This is a genomic window from Mesorhizobium sp. LNHC209A00 (assembly GCF_000502915.1).
Classification (GTDB): domain Bacteria; phylum Pseudomonadota; class Alphaproteobacteria; order Rhizobiales; family Rhizobiaceae; genus Mesorhizobium.
The window spans coordinates 55,005-74,244 of sequence record NZ_AYWT01000002.1; the positions used below are offsets into that span (position 1 = coordinate 55,005).

A 19,240-nucleotide genomic window follows, 5' to 3' on the forward strand; every position below is an offset into this window, starting at 1 on the left:
GATCGTCGGAAGTGCAGACGGTCGAGCGGGATCCATCAAGGTAACCCATGATGCTGATTGTTACCGGCTATATGTACGTCGAGCCCTCGTCGGTCGCCGAGTTTGTCCAGGATCTCCAGAACCTCGCCATAGCTACCCGGCAGCGGGACGGAAATCTTTCCTATGACGCGGCTGTGGACGATCCGCTTGCCGGTCGCCTCCTGATCGCCGAGCGGTGGAGAGACCAGGCCGCACTCACTGCACATCTCCATGCTACCGACACGATGGCGTTCGTTGGTCGATGGGGCGATACCATCAGGGGTGAAATTCTCAAATACGACGTGCTGCGTGAACGTGGCCTGATGGACGAGTAGCAAAGTACGCCGGTGAGCGTAGAGCGGCAGTCGGATCGTCGGCATATCTGCGCTCGCAACCGGCGCAGTGGACGGCAGCTATCGACAGCTCTTGTCCTGATAGCTGCCGGACCGCTTTCCACCCCGTCATGGACATTCCGGCCGGCTAAGCGGACCGGCTGCTTCTAGAATTTGTCTCGGGTCGCGCCAACAAATGAAATCAGGCGAAAAGCGATCGTCCAGGTCTTGGCGGATGTAAGTCGTCTTTGGGGTAAACTCGGCCGTTCAGAGCAGTTGGCTTTTGACTCTAGGCGGCCTTCTTCTTCGCCAGCCGCGCCTTGATCGACGCGACGTCCGCGCGTGGCGTCGCGGCGAACAGCGTCTTGGTGTAGCTGTGCTTGGGGTCGGCGAAGACCTCGTCGCGCGAGCCGTATTCGACGGCCTCGCCGAAATACATGACCATCACATCGTCGGCGATGTAGCGCACCACGGACAAATCGTGGCTGATGAAGACGTAGGTCAGCTGGAACTCGTCCTGCAGGTCGGCGAGCAGGTTGAGCACCTGCGCCTGCACGGAGAGATCGAGCGCCGAGACCGGCTCGTCGAGCACCAGCAGGCTGGGGTTCAGCATCAGCGCACGGGCAATGGCGATGCGTTGGCGTTGGCCGCCCGAGAACATGTGCGGATAGCGATTATAGTGCTCGTGACCGAGACCGACCTTCTTCAGCATCTTCATGGCGAGGTCGCGCCGTTCGGCGGCCGGCTTGTCGGTGTTGATGAGCAGCGGTTCGCCCAGCACATCGCCGATCTTCTGGCGCGGATTGAGCGATCCGTAAGGGTTCTGGAAGACGATCTGCACCTTGCGGCGCATCTCCTTCGTCAATCCACCTTTGGCGATATCGACCTTGTTGCCGTCGATGAACAGCTCGCCCGAAGTCGCGGGATCGATCAAGGTGATGATGCGGGCGAGCGTGGACTTGCCGCAGCCGCTTTCGCCGACGATGGCCAGCGTCTTGCCCTTGTCCACCGTGAAGGAGACGCCCTTGACCGCATGTACGGTGCGCGGCCCGGTGAACAGGCCGCCGCCGATATGATAGTCGCGAACGATGTTCTTGCCTTCGAGAACCGTGGTGCTCATGCGGAGGCTCCCGCGGCCGAGGGGGCAGGCTCGAACAGCATGTCGGACACAGTCGGCAGCCGGTCGCCGATTGCGTTTTCCGGCAGCGCCGACAGCAATGCGCGCGTATAATTGCTTTTCGGCGATTCAAACAGCGACAGCACGTCGGCCTCTTCCATCTTGCGGCCCTTGTACTGGACGATGACGCGGTCGGCGGTCTCGGCCACGACGCCCATATTGTGGGTGATCATGATCAGGCCCATGCCGTATTTCGCCTGCAGCGAGACCAGAAGATCGAGGATCTGCTTCTGGATGGTGACGTCGAGCGCGGTGGTCGGCTCGTCGGCGATCAGAAGCTTCGGATTGCAGGCGATGGCGATCGCGATCATGACGCGCTGGCACTGGCCGCCGGACATCTGGTGCGGAAACGAGCTCAGCCGTTCTTCCGGATCGGCAATGCCGACCAGTTTCATCAGCTCGATGGCGCGGGCCCGGCGCTGGGCGCGATCCATGCCCATGTGGAAGCGCAACACTTCCTCGATCTGGAAGCCGACTGTGAAGCATGGGTTGAGGCTGGCGATCGGCTCCTGGAAGATCATCGAGATGTCCTTGCCGACGATCTTGCGGCGTTCGGACGGGCTGAGCTTCAGCAGGTCGACGCCGTCGAAAGCCATGCGGTCGGCCTTGACCGTCGCGGTGTTGGGCAACAGCCCCATCACCGCCAGCATCGAGACCGACTTGCCGGAGCCTGACTCGCCGACGATCGCCAGCACCTCGCGCGGCTCGACCGAAAGGTCTATGCCTTGCACGGCCATGAACGGTCCGGCGGCGGTGTCGAAGGAAACGGTGAGATTCTTGATCTCGAGCAGGGACATGCTCACGACCTCTTCAGCTTGGGGTCGAGCGCGTCGCGCAGGCCGTCGCCGATCAGGTTGATGGCAAAGACGGTGATCAGGATGGCGAGTCCGGGGAAGGTCACCACCCACCAGGCGCGCAGGATGAACTCGCGAGCTTCGGCAAGCATGGTGCCCCATTCCGGCGTCGGCGGCTGCGCCCCCATGCCAAGGAAGCCGAGGGCTGCCGCCTCGAGGATGGCATTGGAGAAGGACAGCGTCGCCTGCACGATCAGCGGAGCGATGCAGTTGGGCAGGATGGTGACCAGCATCAGCCGGAGATGGCTGGCCCCGGCGACCTTGGCCGAGACTACATATTCGCGGGTCTTCTCCGCCATCACGGCCGCGCGGGTGAGCCGGGCGAAGTGCGGCTGCAGCACGAAGGCGATGGCGATCATGGCATTGACGAGGCCAGGGCCGAGCACCGCGACCAGCACCAGGGCCAGCAGCAGCGACGGGAAAGCCAGGATGATGTCCATGATGCGCATGATCAGCGTGTCGACCCAGCCACGGCAGTAGCCGGCGAGCAAACCGAGGATGACGCCGGAGATCAGCGCCGTGGTGACGACGACGAAGCCGATGGCGAGCGAGAAGCGTGAGCCGTAGATCAGGCGCGAAAGCATATCGCGGCCGACGGCGTCCGTGCCGAGCAGGAATTGCGCGTTGCCACCCGCCTGCCAGGCCGGCGGCGTCAGGAAGAAGTCGCGGAACTGGTCATCAGGCGAATGCGGAGCGAGCAACGGCGCGAAGATGGCGATCAGGATCAGCAGGGCGAAGACGAAGAGGCCGATCACCGCGCCCTTGTTGATCGAGAAATAGTGCCAGAATTCGGCGAACATCTGCAGCCGCGCATCCTGCGGCTTGACGACGGTCGCCGCTTCGACGGTGGCTGGGCCTTCATTGGTCATGTCAATTCGCCCGGATGCGCGGGTTGATGACGGCATAGAGCACGTCGACGATAAGGTTCACCGACATGACGATCAGCGCGATCAAAAGCAACCCGCCCTGCACGGTGAAATAGTCGCGCTTGGAAATGGCGTCGATCATCCACTTGCCGATGCCCGGCCATGAAAAGATGCTCTCGGTCAGGATGGCGCCGGTCAACAGCGTGCCGACCTGCAGGCCGATCGTGGTGACGACCGGGATTAGCGCGTTGCGGAAGGCATGCAGGCCGATGACGCGCCGCGGCGCCAGCCCCTTGGCGCGCGCGGTGCGCACATAATCCTCGCCCAGCACTTCGAGCATGGCCGAGCGGGTCTGCCTGGCGATGACCGCCAGCGGAATGGTGCCGAGCACGATGGTGGGCAAGATGAGATGCGACACCGCCGAGCGGAAGGCGCCCTTCTGGCCCGAGATGAGGGAATCGATGGTCATGAAGCCGGTCACCGGCTTGAAGAAGTAGAGAAGGTCGATGCGGCCCGAGACCGGCGTCCAGTGCAGCGTGCCGGAAAACACGATGATCAGCAGCAGCCCCCACCAGAAGATTGGCATGGAATAGCCGGCGAGCGCGGTGCCCATGGTCAGCTGATCGAACCAGGAGCCGCGGCGGATGGCGGCGAAAATGCCGAAGGCGACACCGAGGACGACGGCGAAGACCATGGCGAAGATGGCGAGTTCGACCGTGGCCGGGAACCGCACCAGGAAATCCTTGAGCACCGGCGTCTTGGTTGAAAACGAGGTGCCGAAATCGCCGCCGAGGATATTGGTCAGATAGGTCAGATACTGTTGCCAGATCGGCAGGTCGAACCCGAACTGGTGCATCAGCGCCGTATGGCGTTCGGGCGACAGGCCACGTTCGCCCGCAAGCACCAGCACCGGATCACCGGGCAGGATGCGCACGAAGCCGAAAGCGAGGATGGTTATCCCGATGAAGGTCGGGATGATGAGGGCGAGCTTGCCGAGGATATAACGCAGCATGGCGGGCGAGGTGGGGCGGCGCCTTGTGGCGCNGACGGTCTTCTGCATCGGCATGAACACCTTGGAGTGGGCGAGCGTCGCCCACGGTGCCTGCTCCTTGAAGATGACCTGTGCCTGTTCGTAGAGCTTGGTGCGCTCGGCCTGGTCGGAAACCGTCTTGGCCTTGTTGATGAGCGCATCGAAGTCCTTGTTGCACCATTCCGCGCGGTTGTTCGAACCGACGGAAGCGCAGCTCAGGAGCACGCCGAGGAAGTTGTCCGGATCGCCATTGTCGCCGGTCCAGCCAACGATGACGGCGCCGTCGTGATCGACCGCGGAAGCGCGCTTGAGGTATTCACCCCAATCGTAGCTGACGATGTTGACGGTGACGCCGACCTTTGCGAAGTCCGCCTGGATCAGCTCGGCGGTGCGGCGCGCGTTCGGCATGTACGGACGCGAGACGGGCATCGCCCAGACGTTCATCTTGAGGTCCTTGACGCCGGCCTCTTCAAGCATCTTCTTGGCCGCGTCCGGATCGTACGGGTCGTCCTTCACGTCCTTGTTGTAGGACCACATGGTCGGCGGGATCGGGTTGATCGCCACCTGGCCGGCGCCCTGGAACACGGCGTCGATGATGGCCTTCTTGTTGATGGCCATGTTGAGCGCCTTGCGGACACGCACGTCGTCGAACGGCTTCTGCTGGGTGTTGTACATCAGCGCGCCGACGTTGAGGCCTTCCTGCTCCGCGACCGTCAGGTTCGCATCAGCCTGCAGGCCGGCAATGTCGGCCGGTGCCGGGTAGGACATGATGTTGCATTCGCCGGCCTTCAGCTTCTGCGCGCGCACCGCCGGATCGGTGGTGATGGCGAAGACCAGATCGTCGATCTTCTGCTTGCCGCCCCAATAGTCCGGGTTGGCCTTGTAGCGGATGGCGGCGTCGGCCTGGTAGTCGACGAAAATGAACGGCCCAGTGCCGACCGGCTTCTGGTTGAACAGTTCAGGCGTCTTGTCGGCCTGCAGCTTGTCGGCATATTCCTTCGAGACGATCGAGGCGAAATCCATGCCCAGCGTCGGAATGAAGGTGATCGCCGGTTCCTTGAGGCTGAACTTCACCGTCAGGTCGTCGACCTTCTCGACCTTGGTGATGTTGTCACCGAACTGGTCATTGTAATACTGGTAGGCGATGCCCGGTATGTACTGGAACCAGGGGCCATTCTTGTCAACCTGGCGCTCGAAAGAGAACACCACGTCGTCGGCGTTCAGGTCGCGGGTCGGGGTGAAGTAGTCGGTGGGCGCGAACTTGACGCCCTTGCGCAGCTTGAAAGTATATTCCTTGCCGTCGTCGGAAATGGTCCAGCTGTCCGCCAGGCCGGGCGAGACCGAGGTCTTGCCGTGATCGAATTCGACAAGGCGGTTGAAGACGGTACGAGAGGACGCGTCGAATGTCTGGCCCGCGGTATACGGCGCCGGGTCGAAACCCTCCGGCGACGCCTCAGCGCAATAGACCAGAGTTTTCGCGTTGGCCACGCCGCCCAGGACGCTTGCAGCCAGCAACGCGGCTGCAAAAGTCAATTTCTTCTTCATTGAGCACTCCCTGATGTTCTTCCAAGCCCCTCTATCAGGCTCGCGAAGCGCGCATATAAGCACCGTTTTTCCGGGTTTGGAACACCCCGTTTGCTTACCCCGCGGGAAGCAGGAAAAAAATCCGCGATTTTGCTAAATGGCAGAAAAAATTAGCAGTTTTTTCTATTCACGATATTATTAACGACCGCATTTTTTTATTGATCTGACCCCTGGTCACAACGGTCCCGCGCCCAGTATTCATCCGCCGCCGGGTGCGGAAAGATGCCGTTCCAGCCATGGCCGGCGGAAAGATTTTCGGTTGCATATCTTTCGGCATCCTGCCGCTAGGGCAAGACTTGCACCGCCGCCGATAGAGGCAATACATAGATAGGCAGCTGGCGGCAGCGGAGGGACGTCTCCATCAATCTGGAGGCGGCGCGGTAGGGCCCAGCGAGAACAGGCGACCAGGGTTGTCGAGGAGGAACGGGTGGCAAAAGCATCGAAGGCGCCGGTGAAAGCGTCGGCCAAGGCGAGGCCTAGACCAGCCGCCGGCGCCGACGGGCAAGGCAAGGCGGCCGCCGGCAAGGCCGCGACCGCGAAGGCGGCGGCCGCCAAGAAAGCACCCGCGGCAAAAGCCGTGGCCACCGCCGGCACCGCCGCGAAGCCGGCGACGAAGGCCGCGCCAGCAAAGGCGCCCGCGACCAAGGCCGGATCGGGCAAGGCCGGAACGGGCAAAACCGCGACGACGAAGAGTTCGCCAGCAGTGAAGGCTGCACCGGTCTCGAAGCCAGCGACAGCGGCCAGCCAGCGGCTGCCGAAGGCGCTCACCGAACTCGCCGTCGGCCTGCCGCAAAAGCCATGGCTCAACAGCTATCCCAAGAACATGCCGGCCGAGATCGGCGCCCTTCCCTACGGTTCCATCGGCGACTTCCTCGTCGGCGCCTGCAAGCAGTTCGCCGGCCAGCCGGCTTTCACGTGCATGGGCAAGTCCATCACCTACGCGCAACTCGAACAGTCTTCGGCGGCCTTCGGTGCCTACCTGCAGTCCACAGGATTGCAGAAGGGCGCGCGTGTCGCCCTGATGATGCCGAACGTGCTGCAGTATCCCATAGCGATGATGGCGGTCGCCCGCGCCGGCTTCACGGTAGTGAACGTCAATCCGCTCTACACGCCGCGCGAACTGGAGCATCAGCTCAAGGATTCCGGAGCGCAGGCCATCGTCATCCTCGAAAACTTCGCCAACACCCTGCAAGCGGTCGTCGCAAGGACCTCGGTCAAGCACGTCGTCGTCGCGGCCATGGGCGACCTGCTCGGCGGCCTGAAGGGCTCGATCGTCAATCTTGTCGTGCGCCGCGTCAAGAAGATGGTGCCGGCATGGTCATTGCCTGGCCATGTCAAGTTCAACGCGGCCCTCAAGGCTGGCCGCGGCATGACATTCAAGCCGGCCACGGTGGCCGCCAGCGACGTCGCCTTCCTGCAATATACCGGCGGCACCACCGGAATCTCCAAAGGCGCGACCCTCTCGCACAGTAATGTGCTGGCCAATGTCGCGCAGAATGCGCTGTGGCTGCAGGACGCCTACACCGTCAAGCCAAAGCCGGCGCATCTCAATCTCGTCTGCGCACTGCCGCTCTACCATATCTTCGCGCTGACGGTGAATGCGCTGATGGGCATGCAGATGGGCGGCCAGAACATACTGATCCCCAATCCGCGCGACATTCCCGGCTTCGTCAAGGAAATGGGCAAGTATCCGATCCATATCTTTCCAGGCCTCAACACGCTGTTCAACGCGCTGCTCAACAATGAAGACTTCCGCAAGCTCGACTTCAAGCCGCTGCTCTTGACGCTGGGCGGCGGCATGGCGGTACAGAAGGGTGTCGCCGAGCGCTGGAAAGCGCTGACCGGGTGCCCCATCAGCGAAGGCTATGGTCTTTCGGAGACCTCGCCGGTGGCGACGGCCAACAAGTTCAGCTCCGGCGAGTTCACCGGCACCATCGGCCTGCCGCTGCCTTCGACCGAAATCGCCATTCGCGACGACGACGGCAACAACGCACCGCTCGGCGAGGTCGGTGAGATCTGCATCAGGGGACCGCAGGTGATGGCCGGTTACTGGAACCGGCCGGACGAGACAGCCAAGGTGATGACCAAGGACGGCTTCTTCAAGTCCGGCGACATGGGCTTCATGGACGATCGCGGCTTCACCAAGATCGTCGACCGCAAGAAGGACATGATCCTCGTCTCCGGCTTCAACGTCTATCCGACCGAACTCGAGGAGGTCGTGGCGGCGCATCCCGGCGTGCTCGAAGTGGCGGCCATCGGCGTGCCGGACGAGCATTCGGGCGAAGTGCCGAAACTGTTCATCGTCAAGAAAGACCCGGCCCTGACCGCAGAGGCCATCACCGCCTTTTGCCGCGAGAACCTGACCGGCTACAAGCGGCCTAGATACATCGAGTTCAGGACCGAATTGCCGAAGACGCCGGTCGGCAAGATCCTGCGGCGGGCGCTGCGCGAATAGTGGGGCTCGCCAACGACGATACGCCGGACCAACGCCCGCGCCTCGAACCGGCGGAATTCATCAAGGCGAACATGCGCCTGGCATCGGTGCCGGCACTTCCCGAAATCCGGCTTTATACCTCCCACCCGAGCAGCGGGCTGAGGCGTCTTGTCGAAGACGATGATGCCGATTCTCAGGAGCCGCAACCGCCCTATTGGGCCTATGCGTGGGCAGGCGGCGCCGTGCTGGCGCGCTATGTGCTGGACCATCCGGAGATCGTGGCGGGCCGCCGCGTGCTCGACCTTGGAGCAGGCTCCGGCATCGTCGGCATTGCCGCCGCGAAGGCCTGCGCGGGTGCGGTGATGGCCGCCGAGGTCGATCGGAACGGCGTTGCCGCGCTGGCGCTGAATGCAGCGGCCAATGGCGTCACGATCACGATAATGGGGAACGACATCACCACCGGGCCACCGCCCGCCGTGGATCTGGTGCTCGCCGGCGACGTGTTCTACGGGCAAGGTGTCGCCCTGGGGATGATGCCTTTCCTCGATCGCTGCCTCGCCGCCGGTATCGAAGTGCTGGTCGGCGATCCGGGCCGGGCGTATCTGCCCCGCTCGCGGCTGCGCCTGGTTGCCGAATACAAGGTGCCGGATTTCGGCGAGGCGAAAGACGCCTCGCTGAAGCCGAGCGCTGTCTTTCGCCTTGAGACCGAACCGTCCCTCGCCTTGCCGATCAGACCGTCTCCTTGACCCGTGCCGAAAGGAAATCCGGCAGATCGGCTACCGAATCCAGGATGACATCGGCGATCTCGGCCAGCGATTCGCGCGTGCCGGTGCCGGAGAGCACGCCGACCGCCAGGCCGCAGCCGCCGGCACGCGCCATTTCGAGATCGTGCCTGTTATCGCCGACCATGGCGATCTCCGACGGCTTGAGCCCCGTAAGATCGCAAAAGGCCTGGATGGTGTCGGGAGCGGGCTTGGGGTTGGCCACCGCGTCGTAGCCATAGGCGGCGTCGAACAGTTGCGCGACACCCAGCGTGACAAGCGTCTTTTCCGCGCCGCTTGTCGAATCGTTGGTGGCGACGCCAAGCCGGTAGGATCGCCTGTGCAGCAGAGCCAGCGTGTCGGCGATCCCTGGCAGCGCCACCGCCATCGTCGAGCCCTGCACCGAGGTGATCTCGTTGAAACGGGCGACGGCCAGCATCTGGTCTTCGTTGGACAGGCGCGGGAACCACAGTTCGACAACGTCGAGATTGGTGCCGGAGGCAAAGATGGAGTCGGGCTTGAAGCGCCGGTTGGCGAAATCGAAGCCCGCGGCCGCGAGCAGCCTGTCGGCTTTCCAGCGATCGCCATCGGCCGCGTCCATGGCCATGAAGTCGGCGACGCCGAGCCAGGTCGCGTTGAAGTCGACAAGCGTTCCGTCTTTGTCGAACAATATCCCCTTGATCTCAGCCAAGCGCTTCACTCCGAACCACGCAATTGGTGGATGCGTTCCACAAGGCCCCTGGTCGAGGCATCCCGGTTTGCGGCGCTTTCCTTGCCTTCCACGACAGGCAGGAGGCCGGTGGCCAGTTCCTTGCCGAGTTCGACGCCCCACTGGTCGAAGGAATTGATATTGAACAGCGTGCCCTCGACGAAGACGCGGTGCTCGTAAAGCGCGATCAGCCGGCCGAAGGTGCGCGGGTCGAGCTTGCGGTAGAGGATGGTCACCGAGGGCCGATTGCCGGAGAAGACACGATGCGGCGCGATACGGTCGACATCGGCAGGCTTCATGCCCTTGGCCAGCATCTGCGCGCGCGCCTCTTCCAGCGTACGGCCCTTCATCAGCGCCTCCGACTGCGCCAGGCAGTTGGCGAGCAGCAGGTCATGCTGATGCTTGAGATCAGGTTCGTGGCCGACGGCGGCGGCCAGGAACTCGACCGGGATCAAATCGGTGCCTTGGTGCAGCAGCTGGAAGAAGGCGTGCTGGCCGTTGGTGCCTGGCTCGCCCCAGACCAGCGGCCCGGTCGGCGTCATCACCGGAGTACCGTCAAGGGTGACGCTCTTGCCGTTCGATTCCATGTCGAGCTGCTGCAGATAGGCCGGCAGTCTGGACAGGCGCTGATCGTAGGGAATGACCGCGCGGGCTGGATAGCCGCAAACCACGCGGTGCCACCAGCCGACCAGCCCGAGGAGCGCCGGCAGGTTTTTGTGGAGCGGCGCGGTGCGGAAGTGTTCGTCCATTTCGTGCGCGCCGTCGAGGAAAGCGCGAAAATTCCTTGGGCCGATGGCGATCATGACCGGCAGGCCGATCGCGCCCCAAAGCGAATAGCGGCCGCCGACCCAGTCCCAGAAGCCGAAGACGCGATCCGGCTCGATGCCGAACTTGGCCACCAGGTCGAGCGCGGTCGAGACGGCGGCGAAATGCTTGCCCACGGCCTGCTTGCCGAGCGCCTCCTGCACCCAGTCGCGCGCCGTCCGCGCATTGGTCATCGTCTCGACCGTGGTGAAGGTCTTGGAGGCGATGATGAACAGCGTGGTTTCGGCGGACAGCCCCTTCAGCGTGTCGTGGATGTGAGCGCCGTCAATGTTGGAGACATAGTGGGCGCGCGGGCCGTCATGATAGGGGGCGAGCGCCAGCGTCGCCATCGCCGGACCAAGGTCGGAGCCGCCAATGCCGATGTTGACGATATCGGTGATCTTCTTGCCTGTGGCACCCGTTACCTTGCCGGAGCGAATGGCATCGGCGAAGGCGCCCATGGCGTCGAGCACGGATATGACATCCGCCCTGACGTCCTGGCCGTCAACCGTGACGCCCTTGCCGCTCAGGTTGCGCAGCGCCGTATGCAGGACGGCGCGGTCTTCGGTGGTGTTGATCTTCTTGCCCGCGAACATGGCGGCCCGACGGCCTTCGAGATCGGCTGCGGCGGCGAGCTTCTCAAGGAAATCCATGGTCGTCGCGTCGACGGCGGATTTCGACCAGTCGAGCAGGAGGTCGCCGTCAGCGGCGGAGAATGTCTTGAAGCGCTGCGGATCGGCGGCAAAGGCCTGGCGCATATCGCCCGGGGCCGCGGCGCGATGGTCGCGCAGGGCGGCAAGCTGTTTCTGGAAGGCTGACTGATCCACTGGCGGGGACTCCTGGCGTTTTCGACGCACCATATCAGACCGGATGTTTCCGGCGCGTGTCGTCGCGCTCCCAACTATTGAGCTGAAATCCCTCCGGTCAATACGCGGCAATGACGCAGCACATCACGATGCGATGACACAATGTATCGGGCAAGGAGGTGGGTACCCGAGGGGGCAATGGGTATCGAGGAGCGAGGGGCCGCGCCTTATTTCGAGCTTGAAGGATCACTGGCATAAATCCCAAAGATCAGAAAAATTGATTGGCGCAACCCCTTGTGCCACGGTTACGTTCGGCTGGTCCAGCCAAGCGAAAAAAGCTGGCCATCGAGGAACATCTTCCATGCCACAGAGAAACGACACGGCGATATGGTCCGGCCTGTTCCGGATTTCGGCTGAATCCGGCCAGACCCTGCAGGCGCAGATCCGCCAAGCCATTGTGGCCGCCATTCTCGACCGCCAGATCGCCGCTTCGATGCCGCTGCCTTCCTGCCGGATCCTGGCCGAAAAACTCGGCGTGGCGCGCGGAACGGTTGTCCTGGCCTTCCAGCAGCTCGTCGACCAGGGTTTCCTGGTGGCACGCGAGCGGCGCGGGCATTTCGTCAATCCGGACGTGCTGGCGACACCCGCCAAGCCGCATCAGAAAGCACCCGACCAGGCCAACGAGATCGACTGGAAAGCGCGGCGGCAGATCGCGGCAAGCGACATGCCGCCGCCCGCCAAGCACGAGAACTGGATCAAGTCTTCCTACCCGTTTGTCTACGGCCAATTCGACCCGGCGCTGTTCCCTACCGCCGAGTGGCGCGAGTGCAACCGCATGGCGCTGGCCGTGCTGGAGATCCGCAACTGGGCGTCCGACATGGTCGACCGCGACGATCCGCTGCTGATCGAGCAGATCCAGGCACGGCTGCTGCCCCGGCGCGGCATCTTCGCCAATCCCGACGAGATCATCGTCACGCTGGGTGCCCAGAACGCGCTCTATATGCTGGCCTCGCTGCTGATGACCAAGGGCTCGAAAGTGGCGATGGAGGATCCAGGCTATCCCGACGCACGCTCGATCTTCCGGCTCGCGGGCGCCGACATCGAGCCGGTGCCAGTGGACCAGTCCGGTATCGTAACCTCTTCTATTCCCAATGATTCCGGCTTCGTCTTCGTCACCCCCAGCCATCATTGCCCGACCATGGTGCCGTTGTCGGCGGAGCGGCGGCAGGACCTTCTGGCGCGCGCCAACCGGCACAACCAGATCATCATCGAGGACGGCTATGACAGCCAGCTTCTCGACGAGGCGCCGCAGCAGGCCTTGAAGAGCCTCGACCGTTCCGGCCGCGTCGTCTATGTCGGCTCGATGTCGAAGACGCTGGCCCCAGGCCTGCGGCTTGGCTACATCGTGGCTTCCGCTGGACTAATCGCCGAACTCAGGGCGCTGCGCCGTTTCATGCTGCGCCATCCGCCGGCGAACAATCAGCGCGCCGTGGCGCTCTTCCTGTCGCTCGGCCATCACGAAGCGCTGGTGCGGCGGCTGTCGAGCGCCTTCGACGAGCGGCGCAAGCGGCTGGTCCATGCGATTTCGGCCTTCCTGCCGGAATGGCGTTCCACCGATTCGGCCGGCGGCACGTCGCTGTGGCTGGAAGGGCCCCGCGGCACCGATTCCCGCGGTTTGGCCGAAGCCGCGGCCTCGCGCAGCGTCATCATCGAGCCTGGCGACCGCTTCTTCGACCGCACCGAGAAGCCTTCGCGTTTCATGCGGTTGGGCATTTCCTCTATCGCTCTGCAGCACATCGAGCCCGGCATCCGGGAACTCGCCACCGCCGCCGGACGCAGGCCGGCCGCCGCCTGATCATCAATCCGACTTCTTCACCGGAGCCGCTTCTCAGCGGCTCCGGTTTGTTTTAGATCTGGCACATGTAGCTAGGCCAGCTGGCTCATAGGATGGGCCAGTGCCGGCGGCATAGTCGGCGTCAGAGAAGAAGCAGGTTGATGGTGGACCAACCGCCACGAGACTGCCGGTAGAGGTGGAGTGCCATGCCAGTGGCTGTCGAAAAGCAGGACATGCCGGCGAACCGTCGTCCACAACGCTCGGGCGGTCGCGAAACGGGATATGCGGGGAAATCAGCCATTCCACCAAATGGGCCACTACTCCAAGCCATGGAAGGCGGCGGTTACAGACCTTTGCGCGGAAACGACTGCGAGCGCATCCATGAGGGCGTGCTGACGCTTCTGGAAACCGTCGGGTTCGCCAACGCCATCCCGTCCTGCATAAAAGTCCTGACCAAGGCGGGCGCCACCCATGGCGACGATGGCCGCATCCGTTTCCCCCGTGCGCTCATACTCGACACCATCAAGCGTGCCGCGCGGCATTTCACGCTGCATGGCCAGGACCCCAGGCACGACATGGTGATCCAGGGCAAGCGCGTCCACTACGGCACAGCGGGTATCGCCGTGCATCTGGTGGATCTCGAAAAACGCGAGTATCGCGAATCGAAGCTGCAGGACATCTATGACGCCGCCCGCATCGTCGATGGACTGAGCAACATCCATTTTTTCCAGCGGCCGATGGTGGCGCGCGACATCGCCGACCCGCTCGATATGGATTTCAACACGCTCTACGCCTGCGTGATGGGGACATCGAAGCATGTCGGCACGTCCTTCACCGTGCGCGAGAATGTGAAGCCGGCGCTCGAAATGCTCTATGCCATCGCCGGTGGCGAGGAGAATTTCCGCGCCCGGCCATTCGTTTCCAACTCCAACTCCTTCGTCGTGCCGCCGATGAAGTTCGCCGAGGATGCCTGCGGCGTGCTCGAGGCCTGCGTCGAAGGCGGCATCCCTATCCTGCTCCTCTCCACCGGCCAGTCCGGAACAACCGCTCCGGCGGCGATGCCCGGCGCGGTCGCGCAGGCAGTGGCCGAAGTGCTGACCGGCCTGGTGTATGTCAACGCACTCAAGCCGGGACATCCGGCGATCTTCGGCGCTTGGCCGTTCATGTCGGACCTGCGCACCAACACCATGGCCGGTGGCTCGGCCGAACAGGCGGTGGTAACGGCGGCCTGCGCGCAGATGGCGCAATTCTACGACCTGCCGGGCGGCTCGGCCGCCGGCATGACAGACTCGAAACTGCCCGATATCCAATCCGGCTACGAGAAAGGCATCACCAATGTGATGGCCGGCCTTTCGGGCCTCAATCTCGTCTACGAATCGGCCGGCATGCATGCCTCGCTGCTCGGCTTCTGCCTGGAAAGCCTGATCATCGACAATGACATGCTTGGCCATTGCCTGCGCTGCGCACGCGGCATCGAAGTGACGGTCGAAGCGCTGTCGATCGACACCATCGCCGATGTCTGCCTCAAGGGTCCGGGCCATTATCTTGACAACGAGCAAACGCTCAAGTCGGCGCAGGCAGAGCGTTTTTATCCCGCCTTCGGCGATCGTTCCTCACCGAAGGAATGGAACGAAAAAGGCCGGCCTGATATATTGGCCCGGGCGATCGACGAAAAGAAGCGCATCCTTGCGGAACGATTTCCGCGGCACGTGCCCAAGCTGGTCGACGACAGATTGCGCGCCCGCTTCGGCAACCTGATCCACCTGCCGCGCGCGAGCATGGGCGGCTAGCCAGAAGACCGACACACAGACAGCCATCCGCCAGAACCAACCATTGGGCAGAACGATAAATGAGCGTCTATCCTATCCAGCAAGCCGCAAATACCGAAGATGCCATCGATCGGCTGGTGGCCTCGCACCGGCCAGGCTACGGCCTGACGCGCCCATTCTACCATGACCAGGATATTTTCGAGCGGGACATGGAACGTCTGTTCCGCCGCCACTGGCATTGCCTGACGCATGCCAGCGTCATTCCCGATCCCGGCGACTTCGAACTGTTCAAGCTCGGTGACGAGGCGGTCATCCTGTCGCGTGGCATGGATGGCACCGTGCATGCCATGCTCAATGTCTGCCGCCATCGCGGCGCCGAGATCTGCACCAAAGAGAAGGGCAACGCGAAAGTGTTCGTCTGCCCGTACCATGCGTGGACCTATTCCAATGACGGCTCGCTGCGCGCCGCCAGGCTGATGCCGAAGGATTTCGACCGCACCGCGCACGGGCTGAAGAAACTCCATGTGCGCGTCGCGACTGGCCTTGTCTTCATCTCCTTCGCCGAGACGCCACTCGATTTCGATCCGATCGAGCAATCTTTGCGCACGAGTTGCGGGCAATATGGTTGGGGCGATGCCAAGGTGGCCTATCGCCAAAGCTATCCGCTCGACGCGAACTGGAAGCTCGCCGTCGAAAATTACGTCGAATGCTACCATTGCGGACCGGCGCATCCCGAATATTCGCAGACGCACGCGCTGGAAAAGCCCGCGGAAATGATCGAGCAACTCAATGCCGCGATGGAACAGCGGACCTGCGCTCTCGGCATCGAGATCGGCAGCGGTGATCGCTGGCAGAATTCGGCCGCCGGCCAGGAGGCGATCCACACCTTCCGCTACGCGCTTTACGACGGCGTTTCGAGCGGCAGCCGGGACGGCTCCCCCGTCGCGCCCCTGATGGGCCGCTTCACCGACTACGACGGCGGCGTCACCTCCATCCATCTTGGCGGCACGACTTTCCTCGTCTGCTACCCCGACCACGGGATGATCTACCGGTTCATCCCGAAAACGGCTCAGACCTGCGAGATGGAACTGATCTGGCTGGTGCGCGGCGATGCCGTCGAAGGCCAGGACTACGATCTGGAGAAACTGACCTGGCTGTGGAAGGTCACCACCGACGAGGACAAGAAGATCATCGAGCATACGGCGCGCGGCGTACGCTCGCACTATTTCGTGCCCGGACCGATCGCGCCGATGGAGTACAACGAGCTGCGTTATATCGGCTGGTATCTCCAGGAGATAAGCCGGGCTTAGAGCGATTCAGCGTTTCACGAAAGCGCTCAGCCAGTGCTCAGCCTGAAGCGCTCAACCACCTCGGCGTTGATCAGCTTGGCGTGCAGTGCCATCAGCACGATCTGTGCATCGAGACCGTCGCCGGTTTCGATAGCGGCCTCGATCCGGTGCTCCGCGTCGAGCCGCTGCTGTGGACCTTGCACACGCTCGAAGGTTTCCGGCCCGACTATGCAGTAGCTGAACAGGTTCGCTACCCGCGGATAGGCCTGCGGCGGCGGCTCCTCGGGCCAGTGGTCCTTCATCAGATTGACGATGGTTAGTTTCACCCCTTCGGGCACCAGGGCGGGATGCAGGTCGGCGCCTCGCAAGGCGGCATCGAGCTGCCGCAAATCACCCGAGCGTCCGAACATGCCGAGAAAGCCGAGGGAAGAGCGCCGTCCCGCCATTGCTGGTCCAATCCGTTTTCCACCAGTTAGGTGGTCCGCAAGCGGAATACAAAGGAGCCGGAAATCTAATGTATCCGTTTTGATGCATGTCGTTGTCCCGGAACTGAAGACGCTTCCGGGCGACATGCACTAGCCGCCCGCGGCCAGCAGCAACACGCCGGCAAGAGCGCATCCCGCAAGCGTCGGCAGCACACCGGTTTTCAACTTGAGAATGGCGACCATGGCGGCCACCGAAAGCAGCGCGGCTCGCCAGTCGATCGACGAAAGCACCGGCACATCCATGCCAAGCCCCGTCATGCGCACCTCGGGGAAGACGACGTGCAAGGCGAACCACAGAGCAAGGTTCATGATGACGCCGACCACGGCGGCGGTGATCGCGCCGAGCGCGGCCGACAGCGCCTTGTTGCCGCGCAGGGCCTCAATGTAGGGCGCGCCGAGGAATATCCAGAAGAAGCAGGGTGTGAACGTTACCCACAGCGTCAGCAGCGCTCCAAGCGATCCGCCAAGCAGCGCGTCCAGCGAGCCGGCGTGGCGAAACGCGGCGATGAAGCCGACGAATTGCAACACCAGAATGAGTGGACCCGGCGTGGTCTCGGCAAGGCCGAGGCCATCGACCATTTCACCAGGGGCGAGCCAGCCGAAGGACTGCACGGCTGCCTGCGCGACATAGGCAAGAACCGCATAGGCGCCGCCGAAGGTGACCACCGCCATGAGGCTGAAGAACCCGCCAATCTGCGTCCACACGCTGCTCGTCCCGGTGAACGCCCAGAGCAACAGAACCGGCCCGAGCCAGATCGGCAGCCAGATCGCGATGGTGCGCGGCGCATGCCATCGTGTCGGCCTGGTATGGGCTAGTTCGCCGCGTTCGAACATCAGGTCGACCGCGCCCCTGATATCGGGAGCGTCGTTGTTGCCGTGCGCCCCGCCGGAAAACAGGGCTGGCGCGACACGGTTTCCCACCCATCCCGCGAATCCCGCCATCAGGACGATGAGCGGAAACGGGATGGCGAGCACATAGATGCCGAGAAAAGCGCAGAGCGCGATCGCCACCATCAACCGGTTCGTCAAGGCGCGGCGGCCGATGCGGATCACCGCCTCGACCACGACCGCGAGCACGGCGGCCTTGACCCCGAAGAACAGCGCCGTGACCAGCGGGACATCACCATAGAGCGCATAGAGAATGCTCAGGGTGAGCATGACGAGTGCGCCGGGCACCACGAACAGGACACCCGCGACAAGGCCGCCGATCGTCCTGTGCAGCAGCCAGCCGATATAGATGGCGAGTTGCTGGGCCTCGGGACCGGGAAGTAGCATGCAGTAGTTCAGCGCATGCAGGAAACGCTGTTCGCCGATCCAGCGCCGGTCCTCGACCAATTCCTTGTGCATGAGCGCGATCTGCCCCGCCGGTCCGCCGAAGCTCAGCAATCCGATCTTCGCCCAGAGTTTCGTGGCTTCGCGGAAGGTCGGGACCGCCGGCGCCTCGACGATGTCGGCATCTTTCCCCGAAATGAGGCTGCTCATGACGGCTTTGCCCCGCCCGGCCAGTTGTGCGTCTCGTCAGTGGCGTCGCGACACCAGCGGAAGAACGCGTCATAGAGCATCGTGCCGGCCTCCAGCTGCTCCAGATCGTGGCGGAACATGCGTGACAGGCCAAGCGAGGCGGCCAGAAATCCGGCTGCCTGGGGAACGAGATCCAGGCGTGCGGTGTCGGCCGCGCGCACGATCGTGGCAAGCCGATCGAGTGCCTGGGATTGCAGCCCGAACTCCTCGATCATCGTGTCGAAGGTGCAGCGCTCGCCGCGATGACTCCAGAACACATTGTCGATGTCGAAAGGCACGGCCTGAAAGCGGTCGGCAACAGCCGGAACTTCAGCGGGTTCGACGAAGAGAAACACCGCGTCGGGATCGATGAAGCGCCGGATCAGCCATGGGCAAGCGATGCGATCGACCTTCGGGCGAGCCCTCGTCACCCAGACGGTGCGGCCCTTTTCATCGCGGGACGGTATCTTGTCGGCGCGGACCAGAGGCCCGCCGGCATCGCGCCAGGCTTCGAAGCCGCCTCCGAGGGACTCGGCGGCAATGCCTTCATGCCGCAACCATGCGGCCACCCCTTGCGAAAGCTTTTGCCCCTTCTGGCAAACGACGGCTACTTGGCTGCCGGCAAGGTCGTTTGCCCAGGCCGAGACCGTTTTGAAGTTGCGCCGGTGAGAGGCCGGCAACAGGCGGGGGTCGGCGTCGTAATCTTCATCGATACGGACATCGACGATCACAGGTGCGCCCGGCAGACCAATCAGACGGGATAGTTGCTGTACGGTGATAGCGGTTGTTGACGGCATGGCGTCCACCTCCTGAAGAAGCCTGGACGCGAACATTGGGCTGACGCCTCACGGGGTCGTCGCGATACACCCCTTGTGATGATGGTGGAATTGTTGGGCTGGCTTGTCAAGGACGGAGCGCTTCCCGGCCTGTGGCCGTGACACGGCGGCCTGATCGAAGGCCGCCGGTCGTCGTCATCCATCATCAGTGA

The 19,240-nt window shown here is 63.1% G+C and carries 15 protein-coding genes and 1 pseudogene; 6 read left to right on the forward strand and 10 right to left on the reverse strand.

The features are described 5' to 3' along the window. Positions 1-47 precede the first annotated feature (47 nt). The gene (locus X739_RS162195; protein ID WP_198019205.1) at positions 48-353 is read left to right on the forward strand and encodes a putative quinol monooxygenase; all 306 of its coding nucleotides are present in this window, start codon (positions 48-50) and stop codon (positions 351-353) included. A 286-nt stretch (positions 354-639) separates the two neighbouring features. Here X739_RS162195 and X739_RS162190 read toward each other — a convergent pair whose 3' ends face one another. The 5 genes and pseudogenes from X739_RS162190 to X739_RS0133725 form a co-directional block, all read right to left on the reverse strand. Continuing rightward, positions 640-1,470: a dipeptide ABC transporter ATP-binding protein gene (locus X739_RS162190; protein ID WP_023772596.1), complete on the reverse strand. Its 831-nt coding sequence runs from the start codon at positions 1,468-1,470 to the stop codon at positions 640-642. Then, the gene (locus X739_RS162185; RefSeq protein WP_023772595.1) at positions 1,467-2,324 is read right to left on the reverse strand and encodes an ABC transporter ATP-binding protein; all 858 of its coding nucleotides are present in this window, start codon (positions 2,322-2,324) and stop codon (positions 1,467-1,469) included. Before X739_RS162185 ends, X739_RS162190 begins: the two co-directional genes overlap by 4 nt. A gap of 2 nt (positions 2,325-2,326) precedes the next feature. Continuing rightward, positions 2,327-3,181 (reverse strand): ABC transporter permease subunit, encoded by an 855-nt coding sequence (locus X739_RS162180; RefSeq protein WP_174361976.1) that lies wholly within the window; start codon positions 3,179-3,181, stop codon positions 2,327-2,329. 70 nt (positions 3,182-3,251) lie between these two features. Next, on the reverse strand, positions 3,252-4,313 hold the full coding sequence (locus tag X739_RS1000000167590; protein WP_348625747.1) for an ABC transporter permease subunit: 1,062 nt from the start codon (positions 4,311-4,313) through the stop codon (positions 3,252-3,254). Further along, positions 4,293-5,822: pseudogene (locus tag X739_RS0133725) on the reverse strand (ABC transporter substrate-binding protein); the annotation flags it as partial. The pseudogene X739_RS0133725 and the gene X739_RS1000000167590, both read right to left, overlap by 21 nt. Before the next feature lie 466 nt (positions 5,823-6,288). Here X739_RS0133725 and X739_RS162175 point away from each other — a divergent pair. Beyond that, the gene (locus tag X739_RS162175; RefSeq protein ID WP_023792600.1) at positions 6,289-8,316 is read left to right on the forward strand and encodes a long-chain fatty acid--CoA ligase; all 2,028 of its coding nucleotides are present in this window, start codon (positions 6,289-6,291) and stop codon (positions 8,314-8,316) included. Next, positions 8,316-9,041: a 50S ribosomal protein L11 methyltransferase gene (locus tag X739_RS162170; RefSeq protein WP_023783370.1), complete on the forward strand. Its 726-nt coding sequence runs from the start codon at positions 8,316-8,318 to the stop codon at positions 9,039-9,041. Before X739_RS162175 ends, X739_RS162170 begins: the two co-directional genes overlap by 1 nt. Here the strand turns inward: X739_RS162170 and X739_RS162165 are convergent. After that, positions 9,025-9,747, reverse strand: a complete 723-nt coding sequence (locus X739_RS162165) for an HAD family hydrolase (RefSeq protein WP_023772589.1) — start codon at positions 9,745-9,747, stop codon at positions 9,025-9,027. The genes X739_RS162170 and X739_RS162165 overlap by 17 nt on opposite strands. Positions 9,748-9,752: 5 nt before the next feature. After that, entirely contained in the window at positions 9,753-11,396 is a 1,644-nt protein-coding gene (gene pgi / locus X739_RS162160; protein WP_023792605.1) for a glucose-6-phosphate isomerase, read from the reverse strand. Positions 11,397-11,736: 340 nt separating this feature from the next. Between pgi and X739_RS162155 the strand changes: the two genes are divergently transcribed. The 3 genes from X739_RS162155 to X739_RS162145 all read left to right on the forward strand — a co-directional run bounded on the left by X739_RS162155 (position 11,737) and on the right by X739_RS162145 (position 16,288). Continuing rightward, positions 11,737-13,230 (forward strand): PLP-dependent aminotransferase family protein, encoded by a 1,494-nt coding sequence (locus tag X739_RS162155; protein WP_015314107.1) that lies wholly within the window; start codon positions 11,737-11,739, stop codon positions 13,228-13,230. Positions 13,231-13,415: 185 nt separating this feature from the next. Continuing rightward, complete coding sequence (locus tag X739_RS162150) at positions 13,416-14,999, forward strand: trimethylamine methyltransferase family protein (RefSeq protein ID WP_023792608.1); 1,584 nt, start codon at positions 13,416-13,418, stop codon at positions 14,997-14,999. Positions 15,000-15,058: 59 nt separating this feature from the next. Beyond that, complete coding sequence (locus tag X739_RS162145) at positions 15,059-16,288, forward strand: aromatic ring-hydroxylating dioxygenase subunit alpha (protein ID WP_023792612.1); 1,230 nt, start codon at positions 15,059-15,061, stop codon at positions 16,286-16,288. Between the two features lie 26 nt (positions 16,289-16,314). Here X739_RS162145 and X739_RS162140 read toward each other — a convergent pair whose 3' ends face one another. The 3 genes from X739_RS162140 to X739_RS162130 form a co-directional block, all read right to left on the reverse strand. Next, positions 16,315-16,713: a hypothetical protein gene (locus X739_RS162140; protein WP_023792616.1), complete on the reverse strand. Its 399-nt coding sequence runs from the start codon at positions 16,711-16,713 to the stop codon at positions 16,315-16,317. A gap of 129 nt (positions 16,714-16,842) precedes the next feature. After that, complete coding sequence (chrA, locus tag X739_RS162135) at positions 16,843-18,234, reverse strand: chromate efflux transporter (RefSeq protein ID WP_023792620.1); 1,392 nt, start codon at positions 18,232-18,234, stop codon at positions 16,843-16,845. Next, entirely contained in the window at positions 18,231-19,049 is an 819-nt protein-coding gene (locus tag X739_RS162130; RefSeq protein WP_023792624.1) for a sulfurtransferase/chromate resistance protein, read from the reverse strand. Before X739_RS162130 ends, chrA begins: the two co-directional genes overlap by 4 nt. Positions 19,050-19,240: the final 191 nt, after the last annotated feature.

Bases quoted from the DNA above. Each gene is read 5' to 3' on its own strand.
- X739_RS162195 (WP_198019205.1), top strand. From the start codon at position 48: ATGATGCTGATTGTTACCGGCTATATGTACGTCGAGCCCTCGTCGGTC.
- X739_RS162190 (WP_023772596.1), bottom strand. From the start codon at position 1,470: ATGAGCACCACGGTTCTCGAAGGCAAGAACATCGTTCGCGACTATCAT.
- X739_RS162185 (WP_023772595.1), bottom strand. From the start codon at position 2,324: ATGTCCCTGCTCGAGATCAAGAATCTCACCGTTTCCTTCGACACCGCC.
- X739_RS162180 (WP_174361976.1), bottom strand. From the start codon at position 3,181: ATGTTCGCCGAATTCTGGCACTATTTCTCGATCAACAAGGGCGCGGTG.
- X739_RS162155 (WP_015314107.1), top strand. From the start codon at position 11,737: ATGCCACAGAGAAACGACACGGCGATATGGTCCGGCCTGTTCCGGATT.
- X739_RS162150 (WP_023792608.1), top strand. From the start codon at position 13,416: ATGCCAGTGGCTGTCGAAAAGCAGGACATGCCGGCGAACCGTCGTCCA.
- X739_RS162145 (WP_023792612.1), top strand. From the start codon at position 15,059: ATGAGCGTCTATCCTATCCAGCAAGCCGCAAATACCGAAGATGCCATC.
- X739_RS162140 (WP_023792616.1), bottom strand. From the start codon at position 16,713: ATGGCGGGACGGCGCTCTTCCCTCGGCTTTCTCGGCATGTTCGGACGC.
- chrA (WP_023792620.1), bottom strand. From the start codon at position 18,234: ATGAGCAGCCTCATTTCGGGGAAAGATGCCGACATCGTCGAGGCGCCG.
- X739_RS162130 (WP_023792624.1), bottom strand. From the start codon at position 19,049: ATGCCGTCAACAACCGCTATCACCGTACAGCAACTATCCCGTCTGATT.